Raw genomic sequence first — 16,872 nt, 5'->3', positions numbered from 1 at the left:
CAGACCCGGAGTGTAGACCCGTCCTTCTCGGAACGGAGTGGGAAGGGTCATGAAAAGGGTTTCGACGTCCTGCGCCATGATGGCGCTCTTTACGCTGGTGTTCTCCTGCAGCTCGGCGCCGCCGCCGGACGACGGGCTGTCGCAGGGGCTGATGGACAGGGAGTTGAGCACGCCGCGCAAGCTGCTGCCGTTGGTGGCGCTGGCGGACGGGCGAGTGCTGGCGGCGGGCGGGCACGATGGCAGCCGCACGCTGATGAGCAGCGAGGTGTACGAGCCGGAGACGGGCGAGTGGCGCGTCACGGGGGCCATGCGCACGGCGCGGCGCAACCACGCGGCGGTGCGGCTGGCGGACGGGCGCGTGCTGGTGGTGGGCGGCACGTACTCGGCCTCCTTCGGCGCGCTGGCGAGCGCGGAGGTGTACGACCCGAGCACCGGCCGGTGGACGGCGGTGCAGGACATGGCCGAGGCGCGCAACGACCCCGCGGCGGTGTTGCTGCCGGACGGGCGCGTGCTGGTGGCGGGCGGCTTCGACGTGGATCGGCACCCGGTGCGCTCGGCGGAGCTGTTCGAGCCGATGAGCGGCCGGTGGACGCGCACGGGGGCTCCGACGTCCTCGCGTGCGGGAGCGCAGACGGGGGTGGTGCTGGGCAACGGCCAGGTGCTCTTCGTGAGCGGGCTGCAGGCGGAGCTGTACGACATCGCGAGCGGCACTTGGACGAAGGCGGGCGCGGTGGGCGGTGCGGCGGGTACGCATCGCTCGGGGCACACGGTGACGCTGCTGCCGGACGGGCGGGTGCTGGTGGTGGGCGGCACCACGTCGCGCGCGGCGGCCACGGCGGAGCTGTACGAGCCGGTGCGGGGCGAGTGGAAGCTGGCGGCGGCACCGGGCACTCCGCGCGAGGCGCACGGGGCACTGGTGACGCACGAGGGGCGGGTGCTGGTGGCGGGAGGCTTCCACGTGACGACGGGCGCGCTCGCGTCGGTGGAGAGCTACGACCCGGCGGCGGACACGTGGAGCGCGGAGCCCGCGCTGGGGGCGGCGCGGCGGGGCGCGGGGCTGGTGCGGCTGGAGGATGGCGCGGTGCTGGTGGTGGGTGGCACCAATGACCTGGTGGGCACGCTGGCCACGAGCGAGCGGTACGACCCGGGCGTGTGCATGCCGCTGACGTGCGAGGCGGCGGGCCAGGTGTGCGGCGTGGTGCCAGACGGGTGCGGCGGGACGCTGGAGTGCGGCCCGTGCGCGGCGGAGCCGCCGTGTGTCGAGGAGGGCTGCGGCGTGGTGCGGGCGGAGTATGACGCGCAGCTGCGGGCGCCCCGGTGCGACGAGGCCGGGGCGGAGTGTGGCTCGGGCACGCTGCTGGTGGGGCGTGGGCTGCTCGGCCCGGAGCCGAACCTGCCCAACGCGCTGTGGGGCTCGTGCGAGGACGGCGCAGGGGGCACGCGCGAGCGCGACGAGGCGCTCGACGCGCTGCGGGTGGTGACGGTGGAGGGCGGACACCTGGCGCCGGGGAAGACGGTGCGGGTGGAGGCCACGGTGTGGGCGTACGAGGAGTCGGAGTCGAACCGGTTGGACCTGTACTACGCGGCGGACGCGCGCAACCCGGCGTGGACGTACCTGGCGACGCTCACGCCAGGCAAGGCGGGGGCACAGGTGCTGACGGCCACGTACGTCCTGCCGGTGGGACGGTTGCAGGCGGTGCGGGGAGTGTTCCGCTTCGCGGGCAGCGCCGAGCCCTGCCCCGGTGGCGTGTTCGACGACGTGGATGACCTTGTCTTCACCACGCGGTGAGACACGGAAGCGGGGCTGATGCTCCGCTTCCGTGGCCTGACGCCCGGACCGCGAGGCTGGAACCGGCTACCATGGAGGGTGTTGTCTCCCCTCCGAAGAGCCGCCCATGAGCCCGCCTCCCGTCCCGCCCTCCACTGTTCGGCAGGCCAGGCCGTTGCCCGCGCGGCCTCGGGCAGTGCCGTTCGGCAGGTGGGGCCCCCGCCGGAAGATGCTGCTCGTGCTGGCCCCGGCGCTCCTGTCCCAGTACGGGTTGGACGTCCTCGCCGTGGGACCTGGCGTCTGGACGTTCGTCATCCGACTCGTCTGGGCCCTGTCCGTGGCCCTCTCCGCGCTGTGGATGGACGAGCACTCCGCGCCGTCGGTGCGCCTGCACACGGCCTTTCAGTGCACGGCCGGCAGCCTCTGCTTCATCGCGCTGGTGTTCGTGACGGGGGGCAGCGGGAGCGTGTACTTCAACCTCTTTCCCTGCATTCCCCTCGTCCTCTGTCTGCTCTACCCGCAGGACTCGCTGTCGGCCACGCTCTCGGGTGCTCTGTGTAGCGCGGGCGCCGCGGGCCTGCTGTGGGGGGCGGGCCATCCGGTGACCCAGTCCCTGCTGTGGGCCGGCATGGTGGTGACGGTGACGGTCGTCGGCGCGTACGGGGCCAGCGAGTTTCGCAAGGCCCAGCGGGCGGAGAACGAGGGCCGGCTGGAGCGCGCGCGCCGCGAGGCCCTCGAGACGCTCGCCATCAGCGAGCGCCGCCGGGCGCACTCCGAGAAGCTGGCCACCATCGGCCAGCTCGCGGCGAGTGTGATGCATGAGATCAACAACCCGGTGGCCTTCATCGGCGCCAACCTCGACTTCCTGGAGCGCGAGGTGCTGTCGGAGCAGCGCGCGGCCTCCCGAGAGGAGTTGGCGGAGGTGTTCCGCGAGACGCGCACCGGAGTCGAGCGCGTGCGGCAGATCATCGGAGACTTGAGGGGCTTCTCGCGCATGGACGCGGAGGTGCCCACCGAGTGCGCGCTGGCGGACGTGGTGAGCGATGCGGTCCGGATTGCCCGGCTGCGGCTCCAGCACGTGGCGCGGCTGGAGGTGGACATTCCGGCGGAGCTGCCCCCGGTGCTCGCTGTCCGCCGGAGGCTGGCGCAAGTGCTGCTCAACTTGTTGGTGAACGCAGGGGATGCGCTGGAGGCTCGAGGCCGCGAGGGCTCCGAGGTGCGCATCCTCGGTGGGTTGGAGGGCTCACGGGTTGTCCTGCGGGTGGAGGACAACGGCCCGGGTTTTCCCCCACACGTCCTGTCCCGGCTCTTCGAGACCTTCTTCACGACCAAGGGCCCGGAGAAGGGAACGGGGCTGGGACTGGCGCTGTCGCGAGAGATGGTGGAGCAGTTCGGGGGCACTCTGCGGGCCGAGAACCGGGAGGAGGGGGGCGCGCGCCTGCGCCTGGAGTTCCCGGTGGGCGACTCCACCCGGAGCCCGTCTTGAGCCCAGGCCAGGCCCGTCCGTGCGATGCTGCGCGGCCATGAAGAACACCTGGAGTCGTCTCCTCGTCCCCCTGTTCCTCTTCACGTCCGCCTGTGCCACCACCGCTCCGGTTGCCCGCGCGCCGGAGGCCGCTGTCCCCGAGCGCCCCTTCGGCACGCTGCGCGAGCAGGCCACACGGCAGCAGGCCTGGCTGCGCGAGCGCATGGACAAGGCGCTCCCGGCGTTGATGCGCCAGTACGGCATCGAGATGTGGGTGGTGCCGATGCGCGAGTACAACGAGGACCCCGTGTTCCCGGCGCTGGTGGCGCCCACCACGTTCGCGGCGCGGCGGCGCACCATCTACGTCTTCCACGACCGGGGCCCGGAGAAGGGTGTGGAGCGGCTCGCGCTGGGCGGAGGGACGCAGGGCGGCGTGTACGAGGCGCGGCGGGCGCAGATTCAGGTGGACGGTGGTGGCGTCACCCGGCAGGCCGAGCTGTGGGGCCCGGACCAGTGGAAGGTGCTGAAGACGGTGCTGGAGGAGCGCCAGCCGAAGGCCATCGGCATCAACGTGTCGCGCACGTTCGCCTTCGCGGACGGGCTGACGCATGGCGAGTACGAGGGGATGACGGAGGCGCTCGGGCCCGAGTGGACGGCGCGGTTGAGGCCGTCCGGGGGCCTGCCGGTGGACGTCATCGCCTGGCGTGGCGCGGACGAGGAGCGCTTCTACGAGGACCTGACGAAGCTGGCGTGGAACATCATCGAGACGGGGTTCTCCAGCCAGGTGATTACGCCGGGCAAGACGCGCACCAGCGACGTGGTGTGGTGGATGCGCCAGCGGGTGAACGACCTGGGGCTGGGGACGTGGTTCCAGCCGTCGGTGAGCGTGCAGCGGCAGGGGAAGACGGAGGCGGAGGTGGGCGAGGAGCCCATCATCGAGCGCGGAGACGTGCTGCACTGCGACTTCGGGGTGACGGCGCTGCGGTTGAACACGGACACGCAGCACATGGGCTACGTGCTGCGCGAGGGCGAGACGGACGTGCCCGCGGGGTTGAAGGCGGCGCTGGCGAACTCCAACCGGCTGCAGGACATCGTCTTCGAGGAGCTGCGTCCGGGACGCTCGGGCAATGAGATTCTCAAGGCCTCGCGGGAGCGGATGAAGGCCGCGGGGATTGATGGGACGGTGTACTCGCACCCCATCGGGCTGAACGGGCACGGGGCGGGGCCGATGATCGGCCTGTGGGATCGGCAGGAGGGCGTGCCGGGCAACGGCGACCACAAGGTGATTCCGAACCAGTGGTTCTCCATCGAGCTGCAGGCGACGAGCCCGGTGGCGGAGTGGGGCGGGCAGCGGGTGCGCTCGGCGCAGGAGGAGGACGTCATCGTCGACGCGAGCGGCAAGGTGCGCTGGGCCTTCCAGCGGCAGACGGCGTTCCACCTGGTCCGGTAGGGCGTCCGCGGGCGGCTACCCGGTCGGGCCGAGAATCAGGCCAGAGAAGCTCGCGAGCAGGGGCGTCAGGACGGAGAGCGCTTGCTGGAAGTCCTGGAGCGCGGAGCCTCGCAGACCGAGCCAGGTTTGGGCCGCCTCCTGCTCCTCGTTTCGCTGCTTCCAGGTGACGTGGGCCTCGAGGGGTTGCCGGACGAGCCGCTCCGCGATCGTCTGGCCCGCGTCCTTCAGGGCTTTCGAGGCCGGCAGGTACATGCTGGCGATCAGCCCCGTATAATACAGGCCATAGCCGAGGATGGGTGCCGTCGGGAGCGTCAGGGATGATGTGGAGAGGGCCTCGTTGAGCAGGTGGCGGATGGCGCTCACGCTCAGGATGGAGGTTCCCATGAGGAGGCCTGAGAGGGTCAGGAACCCGCTCAACCGAGCCCGGTGCTGTTGATACCACCGCACGTCTTCGTCGAGCCCGTCTGCCTCGTGTTGCTCTGCGCGGCGGCGGAGCTGCGGCAGGCGCTCGAGAAGCTGGATGTGGACGCCCAGGATGCCAGAGGCCACGAGGGCTCCGCTCGTCACCCCGGCCAGGTTGAGGATGAAGGACTTCGCGGGGGAGGCAGCTGGCAGCGCGCTCGAGAAGGCCGCACGCACGAGCGGCTCCTCCTTCCAGACGATGTACTGGGCCAGGATGGGCAGCAGGACGAAGGGAAGGCCGAGGACGACGCAGAGCGCGACCGTCATCCTCCCTTTCCGCGTGTGGGGCCAGGCTGAGCGGTTCCTCTGCCAATCACTGAGCACGATGACGAGGATGGTTACCCAGGTGGTGGGCGCGAATGCGGTGAGCACACGCCAGAGGTTGGCCTTGCGTGCGTGCAGATAGGCCAGGGCCTGGAGCTCGGTACCGTGCATGAGGATGAACGAGCTCACGAAGGCCAGGCCATAGAAGATGAAGATGGCGAGTGGCGAGCGGAAGGCGAGCGCGAACGCCGTACCGGCATCCCGCCAGAAGGAGGCGGGCGTACCTGCTCGCGAGGGTGTCGAAGCTAGAGGAGACCCGTCTCGTGGCTCCGGCATGAAAGCCCCCCTTGCCGCGAGGGACCTCTGGGGTCCGTCTCGCGGGTAAAGACGAGGAGAGGATGCCGTGAGGGCAGGCTTCCGTGCACGGGGTTGGCCCCTGGTCCTGTTGGCGAGCGAGCAGGCGGCCGCACCCGGCAGAAGGACTGTTCTCCGGGGATGGTGGCCGACTTCCCCCGGGCTCCTCACCTTTTCCGCCATGGAAAACCACCGGGGAAGGCATCACGTGGTCATCGTGGGGGGTGGCTTCGCGGGGCTCCAGGCCGCGCGCAAGCTCAAGCGCGCGCCCGTGGATGTGACGGTGCTCGACCGCTACAACCACCACCTGTTCCAGCCGCTGCTGTACCAGGTGGCCACCGCCGTGCTCAGCCCGGGCGACATCTCCGCGCCCATCCGCCGGATATTGCGTAGCCGGAACACCACCGTGCTGCTCGCCGAGGTCCAATCCGTCGACCTGGCGCGCAACGTGGTCGTCTCCGATGGCGGGGAGATTCCCTATGACACGCTGGTGCTCGCCATGGGCGCCACGCACTCGTACTTCGGCCACCCGGAGTGGGCCGGGTTCGCCCCCGGGCTCAAGACGATCGACGACGCGAGGGACATCCGCGAGCGCGTGCTGCTGGCCTTCGAGGCCGCCGAACGCGAGACGGACCCCGAGCGCCAGCGCGACTGGCTCACCTTCGTCATCATCGGCGCGGGGCCCACGGGCGTGGAGCTGGCGGGGGCGCTCGCGTACATGACCCGGCACGTGCTGCCCCGGGACTTCCGCCGTGCCGACACTTCGCGGGCCCGCATCCTCCTCCTGGAGGGACTCCCCCGGGTGCTCAATACCTATCCCGAGGAGCTCTCGGAGAAGGCGCGCAGGGATTTGGAGACGCTCGGCGTGGAGGTGTGCACCGGCACCCTGGTGACCGGCGTGGACGACTCGGGCGTCACGGTGGGCGACACCCGCATCCAGGCGCGCACGGTGCTCTGGAGCGCCGGAGTGGCCGCTTCCCCCGTGGCCCGGACGCTCGGGGTGCCGCTCGACAAGGCGGGCCGGGTGAAGGTGACGCCCAGGTTGAACGTCCCCGGCCATGAGGACGTCTTCGTGATTGGAGACCTCGCCTCGGTGGTGCAGGACGGCAAGCCGGTGCCGGGCATCGCCCCGGCGGCCATGCAGATGGGCCGGTACGTGGCGAAGAGCATCCGCCAGCGGCTCGCGGGCCGTCTGGTGGCGCCGTTCCGCTACCACGACAAGGGCTCCTTCGCCGTCATCGGCCGCGGCTCGGCGATCGGCGTGCTCTACGACAAGGTCCGCCTGAGTGGTAAGCCCGCCTGGCTGATGTGGCTCGGCATCCACATCACCTTCCTCATTGGCTTCCGCAACAAGGTGGCGGTGATGTTCGACTGGGCCTACACCTACCTCACCAAGCGGCAGGACGTGCGCCTCATTACTGGCCTGCATGCGAACCGGCTCCCGCCCCTCCAACCCGAGACCCTACCGGGGGGCTCCGAGGCGCGCGCCGGAGAGCCCGGCACGGGTCTGGAGCGGCACGAGCCCTCCCTCGTTCACTGATGTTTGACCCTCTCCCTCTGGGAGAGGGCCGGGGTGAGGGTCTACAGGGGGGCCCGGGTTGCTCTCTGTGTGACGCAGATGCACGCAGAGGATGGAACACCCTCACCCTAACCCTCTCCCAGAGGGAGAGGGGACATGCACGGAGCCAGAAAGGCGCTACATTCGCCCGCTCGTAGCGGTCGCGAATGATTCAACTCCACGCCGTCAGTCACCACTTCGGAGAGCGCCCCGTCCTCGCGGGGCTCGAGCTCACCCTCACCGAGCGCCGCATCGCCGTGGTGGGCGGTAATGGCTCCGGGAAGAGCACCTTCGCGCGCCTGCTCAATGGTCTGCTCGTGCCCGAGCGAGGCCAGGTGCTGGTGGAGGGGCTCGACACCCGGAAGGACGCCCGCGCCATCCGCCGCAAGGTGGGCTTCGTCTTCCAGAACCCCGACAACCAGATTGTCCTCCCCACCGTCGAGGAGGACCTCGCCTTCGGGCTGAAGAACCTCAAGCTCCCGTCGGCCGACATCGCCGCGCGTGTCACGGCCGTCCTGCGCCGCTATGGCCTGGAGGACTTCCGCCACCACCCGGCCCACCTGCTCAGCGGCGGCCAGAAGCAGCTGCTCGCGCTCTCCTCCGTGCTCGTCATGGAGCCGCGCTACATCGTCTTCGACGAGCCCACCACGCTGCTGGATCTGCGCAACAAGCGCCGGTTCGCCCAGGCCATCCACGAACTGCCCCAGACGGCCATCGTCGTCTCCCACGACCTGGACCTGCTGCGCGACTTCGACCGCGTGCTCGTCTTCGAGGCTGGCCGAGTCGTCGTCGATGACGTCCCCGCCGTCGCCCTCGACGCCTACGTCCGGATGATGGCGTGAGCCTCGGCCTCTACCTTCACCGCGACTCGCCCGTCCACGCCGTCCCCGCGGGCACCAAGATGCTGGCGCTGCTCGCCGCTGGCACTGGGCTGCTGCTCTTCCCCTCGTTGCCCGTGCTCTCATGCGTGCTGGGGGCCACGCTTGGCCTCTACGGACTCGCTCGCCTGCGCCCGCGCGAGGTGGCGCCCGTCTTCCGTCTCTCCGCCTTCGTGCTCGTCCCGCTGTTCGTCCTGCACGCGTTGCTGTCCGGCTGGGAGCCCGCGCTGGTGGTTGTGCTTCGGCTCGCCGTCCTGATGCTGCTCGCCACGCTCGTCTCCCTGACGACGCGGGCCTCGGACATGCTCGACGTGCTGGAGCGGACCCTGCGCCCCCTGGCTCGCTTCGGACTCAATCCCGTGCGGCTGGGCCTGCTGCTCTCCCTCACCTTGCGCTTCATCCCCCTGATGGCCACGTGGCTGCGGGAAATCCAGGAGGCCCAGCGCGTGCGCGGCCTCGACCGCGACCCGCTCGCCGTGCTCGTCCCGCTGCTCGTCAAGACACTCCGCACCGCCGACTCGCTCGCCGATGCCATCGACGCGCGCTGCTTCGACCCCGAGGAACCCTCGTGAAGACCCGCGACCTCGTCCACGTTGCCCTGTTCGCCGCCATCATGGCCGTGCTCGGGCTGCTGCCGCCCCTCACGCTGCCCTTCATCCCCGTGCCCATCACCGCGCAGACGCTCGGGGTGATGCTCGCTGGCTCCACGCTCGGGGCGCGCAAGGCGGGCTTGTCCCTGCTGCTCTTCCACCTGCTCGTGGCCGCGGGACTGCCCCTGCTCGCCGGCGGCAACGGAGGGCTCGGCGTGTACGTGGGGCCCACCGGGGGCTTCTTCGTGGGCTTCCTTCCCGGGGCCTTCCTCATCGGCTGGCTCACCGAGCGCGCCTGGACGCGGCTCTCGGTGCCGCTCGCCTTCGCCATCAACGTGCTCGGGGGCATTGGCGTCCTCTATGCCGTGGGCATCCCGTGGCTCGCCGTGGTCGCGAAGCTGTCGTTGGCGAAGGCCGCGCTGGGCTCGCTCGCCTTCCTCCCCGGAGACTGCGTGAAGGCCGCCATCGCCGCCTCCGCCGCCGTCACCCTCAAGCGTGCCTGGCCGCTCATCCAGCCGCCTCGGTCCGCCCAGCCCGCTACGCCGCCCCCGTCCTCGACGTGAGCGGCGCCAGCGGAGCCTGGATGCCGCCCCTGGACGTGAGGGGCGGCACCGGTGCTTCCACTCAGTTCATGCAGGCACAGGCGAGCTGCGCCGCGCTGCCGTAGCTCTTACTCGCGGGGTCGAACACCGGGCTGGTCTGCCAATACAGGGCCCCAGTGCTCCACCGGTGGCAGCCCAGGGCAAGGCTGTCGGAGCGGGTCACCGCCGTCACTGCTCCGGGGTATCCCAGCGCGGTGAGCACCTGCTGGCAGTTGGAGACGCTTCCTCCCTGCGAAGGCGCTCCCACGTACGAGGCGGTCAGCGAGGAGTAGCCGCCCCGGCTGGCGCAGACGTCCTGGCAGCTCTGGTCGAACCCGCCCAGGTACCAGCAGCCGCCCGCGATGCTCACGCCTCCCGCGGTGCACGCGCCGGGCGCGCTGAGCGAGTTGAACGCCGCCCGCAGGTTGGGCAGCGGCCCGATGTTCTTCGTCCCGCCGTACGGGGTGCCGGTGTTGCGCAGCACCGCCTTGAGCTGGGCCGGGGTGAGGCTGTAGCCGAGCAGGGCCTTGTGCCGTCCCTGGAGGCTGGCGGCCGCGCCCGTCACGATGGGGCCCGCGCCCGACGTTCCGCCGAAGGAGCCGGTGTACCAGCCATTCACCCCGTCGGCCGAGAAGAGGTCGCCGTAGCCGGAGGTCACGATGCTGTCTCCCCAGCCCTGCAGGTCCAGGGTGGAGCCGTGGTTGGAGTAGGTATGCGCATAGCGTGCGGTGGTGCCCCAGCCGGAGGACAGCCCCGCGCCGACCAGGATGGCGCCCGAGTCGTTCTGCGCCAGGAACGGGTAGTGCCCGCTGTTGCCCGTGCTGTAGACGGCATCGTCCAGGTTCTGCGAGCCGTTGCCCGCCGTCTCGACGACAATCTTGTTCGCGGCGACGGCCGTCTTGATGGCGTCGTAGTAGGGCTTGTACCACTCCACCGGTACGCAGCCGTAGCAGTCGCTGCTGCCCGTGCTCTGGGGGCCCCACGTCTGCTGCTCGATGAGGATGATGTCCCCCGCGCTGATGTTGGCCGCGCAGCTGGTGATGGCCGCTCCGACGTTGAAGCCCGCCGTCGTCTGGGCCGCGGCGAAGTACTTCTGCGCGCCGGGCGCGATTCCCGTGACGCCCTGCCCATTCGCCGCGCCGCCGTAGACGCCCATGACGGCCGTCCCGTGGTTGGTGTTGGAGAAGGGGTCTGCCGGAGTGGTCCCCACCACCGTGACGCCCGCGAGGTCCACGTGGCTGCTGTTGAAGCTGTACTCCACGTCGCAGATGCGAACGTTGGTGCCCTGTCCACCCGGCAGCGTGGCGGCATAGCGGCTGTCGATGCCGCCGGGAGCCGCGTCCTGGTAGCGCTGATACGAGCCGCTGCTCGGCGTGTAGTAGTCCGGAGCCACCGGCGCGGGCGCGGGCGTGGGCACGTGATAGACGGCCTCCACCTCCGGCAGGGTGCGCAGCTGCTCGGCGATGCTCTCCGCATCCAGGCCCCGAGGCAGGCGCAGGCGGAAGTAGAGGTTGAGGTCCGGTAACTCTTCTCCCGCCGCGAGCCGGCCCTGGGCGCGCATGGCCTCCAGCTTCTCCTCGCTCACGTCGTGCGAGCGGAACCACTCACCCCGCGCCACCAGCTCGAACACCCGGCTCGTGGCCGCACCCGTCAGCGCCCGGCCGCGCAGGTCCACGGGGCGCCCGTCGCGCAGACGGATCTCCTGGCCCTCCGCGAACTTGATCTCCAACAGGTCCGAGGCCATGGGCAGGACCTGCGCCACCGCGGCGGACGTGTCCGCGGGAGTGCTCGCTCCTCCGAGCAACGGCAGACAGACAAGACCCAGGGCGGCGATGCGGCCCGACGCCCGGCGGACATCCAAGGCAGACACCTTCATGCGTTATCCCTTTCTCATTGTCTTGAAGGCCGGGACTCGCCGCGGGCACAGTGGGTGCCTCGGGGACTCTTTCCGGATTCAAGGGAAATCGCGCTTAGTGCCGTGGGGGCGGGGAAGTCAAGCCAAGGTCATGCAACGGTCGCCAGAATCAGCGACAGGAATTGGGCTCCTCGTGAGAAGGTCCCGCTCATTCCGCACCTCAGAGGAACTCTGCATGAACACGTTCGCGAGAAGCTCGGCCGTCATGGCCGTGGTCCTGTCGTTCTGTTTTGCCACTCCCGTCCAGGCCCAGGCGGCCCGGGGCCAGTCCCGTGACGAGGCGAGCCTGCGCAAGCTCGTGGCCGAGCAGACCGAGGCCTGGAACCGTCACGACGCGACGGCGTGGAGCAAGGACTTCGCGCCGGATTCCGAGTTCATCAACATCGTGGGTACGGTCTTCAGCGGCCGTGAGGAGATCGCGAAGCGGCACGCCTCCATCTTCGCCAGCATCTTCAAGGACACCCGGGCCGAGGTGACGGTGCGGAAGATCCTCTTCGTCGCCCCTTCCGTGGCGGTGGTGGACACCGAGCACGTGGTGACGGGGTATGCGGGGCTGCCCCCTGGCGTGCAGGCCACCGAGCCGGGCGTGCTGCGCACCCGCATGCGGTACGTGCTGAAGCAGACGGGGGGCAAGTGGTCCATCGTCGCGGGCCAGAACACGGACGTGAAGCCGGCACCGGCCGCGCCGTCGCAGCCGGCGCCGTCCTCGCAGCAGGCCCCTGCTCCCACGGGCCGCTGAGCCCTCCGAGGCAACTCCAGACAGCCTCCCGGGCGCGCTTTTCACCAACTGGTCCGATGGTCGGACCAGTTGCTCGCGGTCGCGCCCGGCGGGTGGCTACTGGGCCGCTCCCGTCATCGACTCGAGCAGCTCGAGCAGTGCCTTCTTCTCCTCGGCGGTGAGCTCCAGGGGCTTGATGGTCACCGAGACCACGCCCGCGAAGTTTCCCGCCGGCTCGCCGCCCTTGTCGTATAGGTCGATGACCTCCTCGAGCGTCTTCAGCTCGCCGGTGTGCATGTACGGCGCCGTGAGCGTCACGTTGCGCAGCGTGGGCGTCTTGTAGGCGCCCTCCAGCTCGGAGGCCTTCTCGCTCAGGTCGTTGCCCAGCCGCTGTAGCCGCACCGACTCGATGCCACCGGGCGCGTCGCTGTACGGCCCCCTCGAGTTGAAGGGCCACTCGAGCATCGCGGGGGCCGCCTCCGCCACGCCGCGCGCACCGGCGCTCTGGTCCTTCACGCCGATGTTGTGGAACTGGTCATCGCTCAGCATGGGGCCCTTGTGGCACGCGCTGCACTGGCCCTTGCGCACGAAGGTCTTCAGTCCCAGGTACGCGGGGTCCTTCTCCGCCGTGCCGGCCGCCACCGCGTCGAGGAAGCGGCGGACGTCCTGGTCGAAGGGGGCGTCGTTGCGGTTGAGGGTGCGCTCGTACGCGGCGATGACCTTGCCGAAGTGGGCCAGCAGCAGGTTGTCGTCCGTCTCCTCCGAGGGCAGCTTGCCGAAGAGGGCGCGGTAGTCCTCCGCGTACTCCGCGGACAGCCGGGCGCGCAGGAGGGCGGGGCTGGAGTTCATCTCGACGGGGCTCAGCAGCGGCAGCAGCGCCTGGTTCCACAGCCGGTCCGCGCGCCCGTCCCACATGAACCAGGTGCTGTAGCCCGCGTTCAGCACCGTGGGAGGGTTGCGCCCGGTGAGCTTGCCGTCACAGCCTTGCGCCACCGCGGTGTCCACCGAGCGGCCCTGGCCGTCATGGCAGCTCTTGCACGAGACGGTGCCGCAGCTCGACAGGCTCTCGTCATTGAAGAGCCGCAGGCCCAGCGCGGCCGCCGCCGGGTCATCCCCATACTTGTTCGTCGGATCCTTCGGAGGCAGGCGCGAGGGGGTGTGCAGGCTCTGGAGCAACTCGAGCTCGTCCTGATTGGGGAAGGGCTCCTCGGGCGGCGTACAGGACAGGCCCAGGGAGCCCAGGAGGGCGCTCGCCAGCATCCAGGTGCGCGGGGAGTGACGGCTCATCGGCGTGTCTTCCTTTTCGGGTCCAGTGCTTCCGGGACCCGCCCTGGGTCCACTCGAGCGAAGACTGTAACCCTGGAATATTCCGCGAGACCATCGGCCTTCGGTGAGGGTGCGGCGCTCTCAAGGTGTGAGAACGGCGAGCTGGTTCTCCACCTTGTCTACGCCGAAGACGAACCAGGCATCGTTCTCGGCCATGCGGCGCTGGGTCTCGGCATGCACCACGCCGCGCAGGGTGACGGTGCGGTCGTGGGTGTCCACGGAGATGTCCGCGGCGTCGATGAAGGGATCCTTCTCCAGCACGACGTGCACGGCCTCGGAGATTTCCGCGTCGCTGTCGCGCTCGGGGGGCTCCACGCCCAGCCCGTTCACCACGTCGCACACGCCGGGCACCCACCAGGCGAGCACACCGGCCAGGCGCTTGGCCGCGAGGCTGTTGATGTCCCCGTCCAGCGTCACCACGCCGTCCTCCACCCGAAGCTCGATGGCGCCGCGCACGCCCGGAGCGGCTGGCCGCAACACCCGCGCCCCGCCGTCCTCGCGCAGGCGCACGCCACAGTCGCGCAGGGCGGGCTCGTCCAACAGGGCGTCCACCACGTGCTGGCACACTTCTGTGTCGCTCATGGGCCTGGCCGGCGCCACGTGCAGCCGGTCCACGATGCCGGAGAGGCCTTTCTGGGTGGCGGCCAGCTCCAGCAGGAGCTTCTTCGAGGCCACGTCCTCGACCTCTCCCTCCAGGATGAGGACGTCTCCGTCGTCAGCGAGCGACAGCTTCACCGGTCGCTGGGTGCGGTGGATGTTCGGGTGGTGCTCCAGCGCCTCGCGGAGGGTGTCGAGGACGGACTCGGACGGGGTCATCTCCTGCTCCCGGACAGGGCTCCAGGAGAAGGTAGTGATGGTCGCGTCAGTCGGCCTCGCCGGTGACGAAGGAGGCCCCCACGAGCAGCCGGACGGACGGCATGTCGACGGCGGTGCCCAGGCCGGGGCCTCCCAGGAAGTACAGGTCCAACCCCTTCACGGTGTGCCTGCGCACGCCCACCAGCACCTCGCCACTGGGCCGGCCGCCCTGCAGCGGCACGTTGAGCAGCACGCTCAGCTCGGACCGGGTGGATGAGCTCGTCTTCCCGCGCGAGGTGATGGTGGTGCCCAGGCGCAGCTCGCTGCCCACCACGTCCTGCTGGCGCCCCGTCAGGGGGGACAGGTCGTACCGGGGACGCAGCAGCGCGCCCAGCTCGAGGCCCGCCTGGTAGCCCTCGCCCTGAACGCCCAGCTGCAGCCGGGGGCTCACCGCGTACGTGTCCCGCGCGAGAATCTCTGGCCGGCCCACGGGCAGTGCGGCCGCGAGCTCCACGGCGAGGTTGAACCCGGCCCCGTTCTTCACCTGCAGCGGTGCCGCGCGCACCGACACCCACGGCTCGTCCAGGCCCTGGCCATTGGGAGGAAGGGTCCTCACGAAGGACCTCCCGCGCTGGGCGATGATGTAGGGCAGCTGCGCTCCGAGGTGGAGCCAGGGCAGCACGCCGACGGCGGCGGTGACGTGCCCGGTGAGCTTGTGCTCCACCAGGCCAAACACGCTGAGGCTCGGGTCCCACTTGCGCGCGAAGTTGAGCGGCAGGTGCTCGTAGTGAGCCTGCACCGAAACCCGGACGACGCCCGGATCCAGCGTCCGGCCCGTGCCCACCACCAGCGAGCCCAACCCGGAGGGCTCGAACTGCAGGCGTTGGAGGTCGAAGGTCGGCAGCGCGTCAGAGGTCTGCGCCACGGCCAGGCCGGGCGTCAACAACGCACAGAGAAGGACGAGTAGTCGATGAACCAAGGAGGCGTGCTCCGAAGGCGAACGGTGGGACTCGAGCAATCAGGCCCGATGAACGTCCCCACGCCCGGGACATATCGGGGAAGTCCGTCCGGTCCGCAAGATTCATCTCCGGCGTTGCGGCGGGGGTAGGGATTTCCACTACTACTTGAGGAGTGCCAGTGGGGGGGGTCCACCTGCACGCCGGGTGTCTGTTGATTGAGGAGGGAGGAACCGCCTGTTACCGTGCGGGGTTCCGAATGAGTTCGCCTGTCCGAAAAGCCGCCCAGGCCACCTGGGTGCTGGCGGTGTTGGTGCTCCTCGGGAGCATCGGTGCGTGGCTGTACCAGAATCCCATCCAGGACGCGGGGGCCGCGCAGCGGCTCGGCACTCGCTTCCTCGGGCTCGCCGTCACGCCGGCCTTCCTTGGCTGCGTGGGGCTGTGCCTGGCGCTGGGCGCCGCGGGCTCCGTCATGGAGGCCCGGGTTCGCCGCTCGCGCCAGTCGCTCGCGCGCCGGCCATCCCTGTCCCCGCTGGCGGTGGTGGACGCGGACGTGGCGTTCGCCGTGCGCGAGATGCTCGTCGAGCTGCAGCAGGCGCTGCGTGGCTACATCTCCCGCCCCGAGCCGGACATGATCGCCTTCGTGGACGTGCTGCTGGATGGGGCTGTGCGCGTCGGTGCCAGCGACGTGCACATGCACCCGCTGGAGACGGGCACGCGCCTGGCCTTCCGCGTCCACGGCGTGCTCGAGGAGGTGATGATGATGCCGCGCGAGCACCACCCGCGCCTCATCAACCGCCTCAAGGTGCTGGCCAAGGTGGTCCTCTTCCGCTCGGACCGGCCCCAGGACGGCCACTTCTCCTTCGCCACCCCCGAGGGCCCCGCGGACATCCGTCTGTCGCTGCTGCCCACCAACCATGGCGAGTCCGTGGCACTGCGCATCGCCCGCAGCACCGTGCGGCTGCCGGAGCTGCCCAGGCTGGGCTTTGCTCAAGAGACGCTCACGGCCTACCAGCGCCTGCTGGATGCTCCCCAGGGCATCATCTTCGTGGCGGGCGCCACGGGCAGCGGCAAGACGACGTCGCTGTATGCCTCGCTCGGCTACATCAAGCAGACGCGTGGAGACCTGACGCGCATCGCCACCATCGAGGATCCGGTGGAGTACGACGTGCCGCTCTTCTCCCAGACGCAGGTGAACTCCGAGCAGGGCTTCACCTTCGCCCAGGGCCTGCGCTCGGTGCTGCGGCAGGATCCCAACGTCATCATGGTGGGCGAGATTCGCGACGCGGAGACGGCGCGCACCGCCATCCAGGCCGGCCTCAGCGGACACCTGCTGCTGACCACGGTGCACGCGAGCTCCTCGGCGGGCGTCTTCAACCGGCTCATCGAGATGGGGGTGGAGCCCTTCCTGCTCGCCTCCGCCTCGGTGGCCAGCATCTCTCAGCGCCTGGTGCGCGCGCTGTGTCCGCATTGCCGCATGGCCGCTCCGCCGGAGATTGACGAGCTGGCTCGGCTGGAGGCGGCGGGCCTGCCCACCGCCGGCCCCTTCTACGTGCCGGTGGGCTGCGAGCGGTGCGGGGGCTCCGGCTACCTGGGGCGCGCCGCGCTCTACGAGGTGCTGAAGGTGACTCCGGCCATCCGCGAGTGCGTCAACACCAAGTCGCCCACGTCGCGCGCGCACGACATCGCCGTGTCCGAGGGCATGGTGCCGCTGCTCGCCGCGGGCCTGGCGAAGGTGACTGCCGGAACCACGACGCTGAAGGAGGTCTTCCGTGTGGTGGGTTGATGCCGG

General features: G+C 70.2%; 14 protein-coding genes. 9 read left to right on the top strand and 5 right to left on the bottom strand.

Features of this window, described 5'->3' with window-relative positions; translation table 11 throughout:
• Positions 1 to 49: 49 nt before the first annotated feature.
• From OV287_RS51445 to OV287_RS51435, 3 genes are all read left to right on the top strand, one after another.
• The gene (locus tag OV287_RS51445) at positions 50 to 1,789 is read left to right on the top strand and encodes a Kelch repeat-containing protein (RefSeq protein WP_267541450.1); all 1,740 of its coding nucleotides are present in this window, start codon (positions 50 to 52) and stop codon (positions 1,787 to 1,789) included.
• Between the two features lie 106 nt (positions 1,790 to 1,895).
• Positions 1,896 to 3,254 (top strand): sensor histidine kinase, encoded by a 1,359-nt coding sequence (locus OV287_RS51440; RefSeq protein ID WP_267541449.1) that lies wholly within the window; start codon positions 1,896 to 1,898, stop codon positions 3,252 to 3,254.
• A 37-nt stretch (positions 3,255 to 3,291) separates the two neighbouring features.
• Positions 3,292 to 4,683: a M24 family metallopeptidase gene (locus OV287_RS51435; protein WP_267541448.1), complete on the top strand. Its 1,392-nt coding sequence runs from the start codon at positions 3,292 to 3,294 to the stop codon at positions 4,681 to 4,683.
• 15 nt (positions 4,684 to 4,698) lie between these two features.
• Here OV287_RS51435 and OV287_RS51430 read toward each other — a convergent pair whose 3' ends face one another.
• Positions 4,699 to 5,745 carry a hypothetical protein gene (locus tag OV287_RS51430; RefSeq protein ID WP_267541447.1) on the bottom strand — a complete coding sequence of 349 codons (1,047 nt, stop codon included), beginning with the start codon at positions 5,743 to 5,745 and terminating at the stop codon, positions 4,699 to 4,701.
• A 199-nt stretch (positions 5,746 to 5,944) separates the two neighbouring features.
• Here OV287_RS51430 and OV287_RS51425 point away from each other — a divergent pair, with 199 nt between their 5' ends.
• From OV287_RS51425 to OV287_RS51410, 4 genes are all read left to right on the top strand, one after another.
• Positions 5,945 to 7,303: an NAD(P)/FAD-dependent oxidoreductase gene (locus OV287_RS51425; protein ID WP_267541446.1), complete on the top strand. Its 1,359-nt coding sequence runs from the start codon at positions 5,945 to 5,947 to the stop codon at positions 7,301 to 7,303.
• Positions 7,304 to 7,488: 185 nt separating this feature from the next.
• The gene (locus OV287_RS51420; RefSeq protein ID WP_267541445.1) at positions 7,489 to 8,163 is read left to right on the top strand and encodes an energy-coupling factor ABC transporter ATP-binding protein; all 675 of its coding nucleotides are present in this window, start codon (positions 7,489 to 7,491) and stop codon (positions 8,161 to 8,163) included.
• Positions 8,160 to 8,771: an energy-coupling factor transporter transmembrane component T family protein gene (locus OV287_RS51415; protein WP_267541444.1), complete on the top strand. Its 612-nt coding sequence runs from the start codon at positions 8,160 to 8,162 to the stop codon at positions 8,769 to 8,771. Before OV287_RS51420 ends, OV287_RS51415 begins: the two co-directional genes overlap by 4 nt.
• Positions 8,768 to 9,352: a biotin transporter BioY gene (locus tag OV287_RS51410; protein ID WP_267541443.1), complete on the top strand. Its 585-nt coding sequence runs from the start codon at positions 8,768 to 8,770 to the stop codon at positions 9,350 to 9,352. The genes OV287_RS51415 and OV287_RS51410 overlap by 4 nt, the downstream gene beginning before the upstream one ends.
• 61 nt (positions 9,353 to 9,413) lie before the next feature.
• Here the strand turns inward: OV287_RS51410 and OV287_RS51405 are convergent, their stop codons facing one another.
• Positions 9,414 to 11,246 (bottom strand): S8 family serine peptidase, encoded by a 1,833-nt coding sequence (locus OV287_RS51405; protein ID WP_267541442.1) that lies wholly within the window; start codon positions 11,244 to 11,246, stop codon positions 9,414 to 9,416.
• A 214-nt stretch (positions 11,247 to 11,460) separates the two neighbouring features.
• Here OV287_RS51405 and OV287_RS51400 point away from each other — a divergent pair, with 214 nt between their 5' ends.
• Positions 11,461 to 12,024 carry an SgcJ/EcaC family oxidoreductase gene (locus tag OV287_RS51400; RefSeq protein ID WP_267541441.1) on the top strand — a complete coding sequence of 188 codons (564 nt, stop codon included), beginning with the start codon at positions 11,461 to 11,463 and terminating at the stop codon, positions 12,022 to 12,024.
• A 96-nt stretch (positions 12,025 to 12,120) separates the two neighbouring features.
• Here the strand turns inward: OV287_RS51400 and OV287_RS51395 are convergent, their stop codons facing one another.
• From OV287_RS51395 to OV287_RS51385, 3 genes are all read right to left on the bottom strand, one after another.
• Positions 12,121 to 13,290, bottom strand: a complete 1,170-nt coding sequence (locus OV287_RS51395) for a cytochrome-c peroxidase (protein ID WP_267541440.1) — start codon at positions 13,288 to 13,290, stop codon at positions 12,121 to 12,123.
• 120 nt (positions 13,291 to 13,410) lie between these two features.
• On the bottom strand, positions 13,411 to 14,145 hold the full coding sequence (locus OV287_RS51390; protein WP_267541439.1) for a BON domain-containing protein: 735 nt from the start codon (positions 14,143 to 14,145) through the stop codon (positions 13,411 to 13,413).
• A gap of 46 nt (positions 14,146 to 14,191) precedes the next feature.
• Positions 14,192 to 15,103 (bottom strand): flagellar motor protein MotB, encoded by a 912-nt coding sequence (locus tag OV287_RS51385; protein WP_267541438.1) that lies wholly within the window; start codon positions 15,101 to 15,103, stop codon positions 14,192 to 14,194.
• A gap of 236 nt (positions 15,104 to 15,339) precedes the next feature.
• Between OV287_RS51385 and OV287_RS51380 the strand changes: the two genes are divergently transcribed.
• Positions 15,340 to 16,866 (top strand): GspE/PulE family protein, encoded by a 1,527-nt coding sequence (locus OV287_RS51380; RefSeq protein WP_267541437.1) that lies wholly within the window; start codon positions 15,340 to 15,342, stop codon positions 16,864 to 16,866.
• The last annotated feature ends 6 nt before the right edge of the window (positions 16,867 to 16,872 follow it).

The organism is Archangium lansingense (assembly GCF_026626635.1).
Classification (GTDB): Bacteria; Myxococcota; Myxococcia; order Myxococcales; family Myxococcaceae; genus Archangium; species Archangium lansingense.
This window is presented reverse-complemented; position numbering and strand designations above follow the sequence as displayed.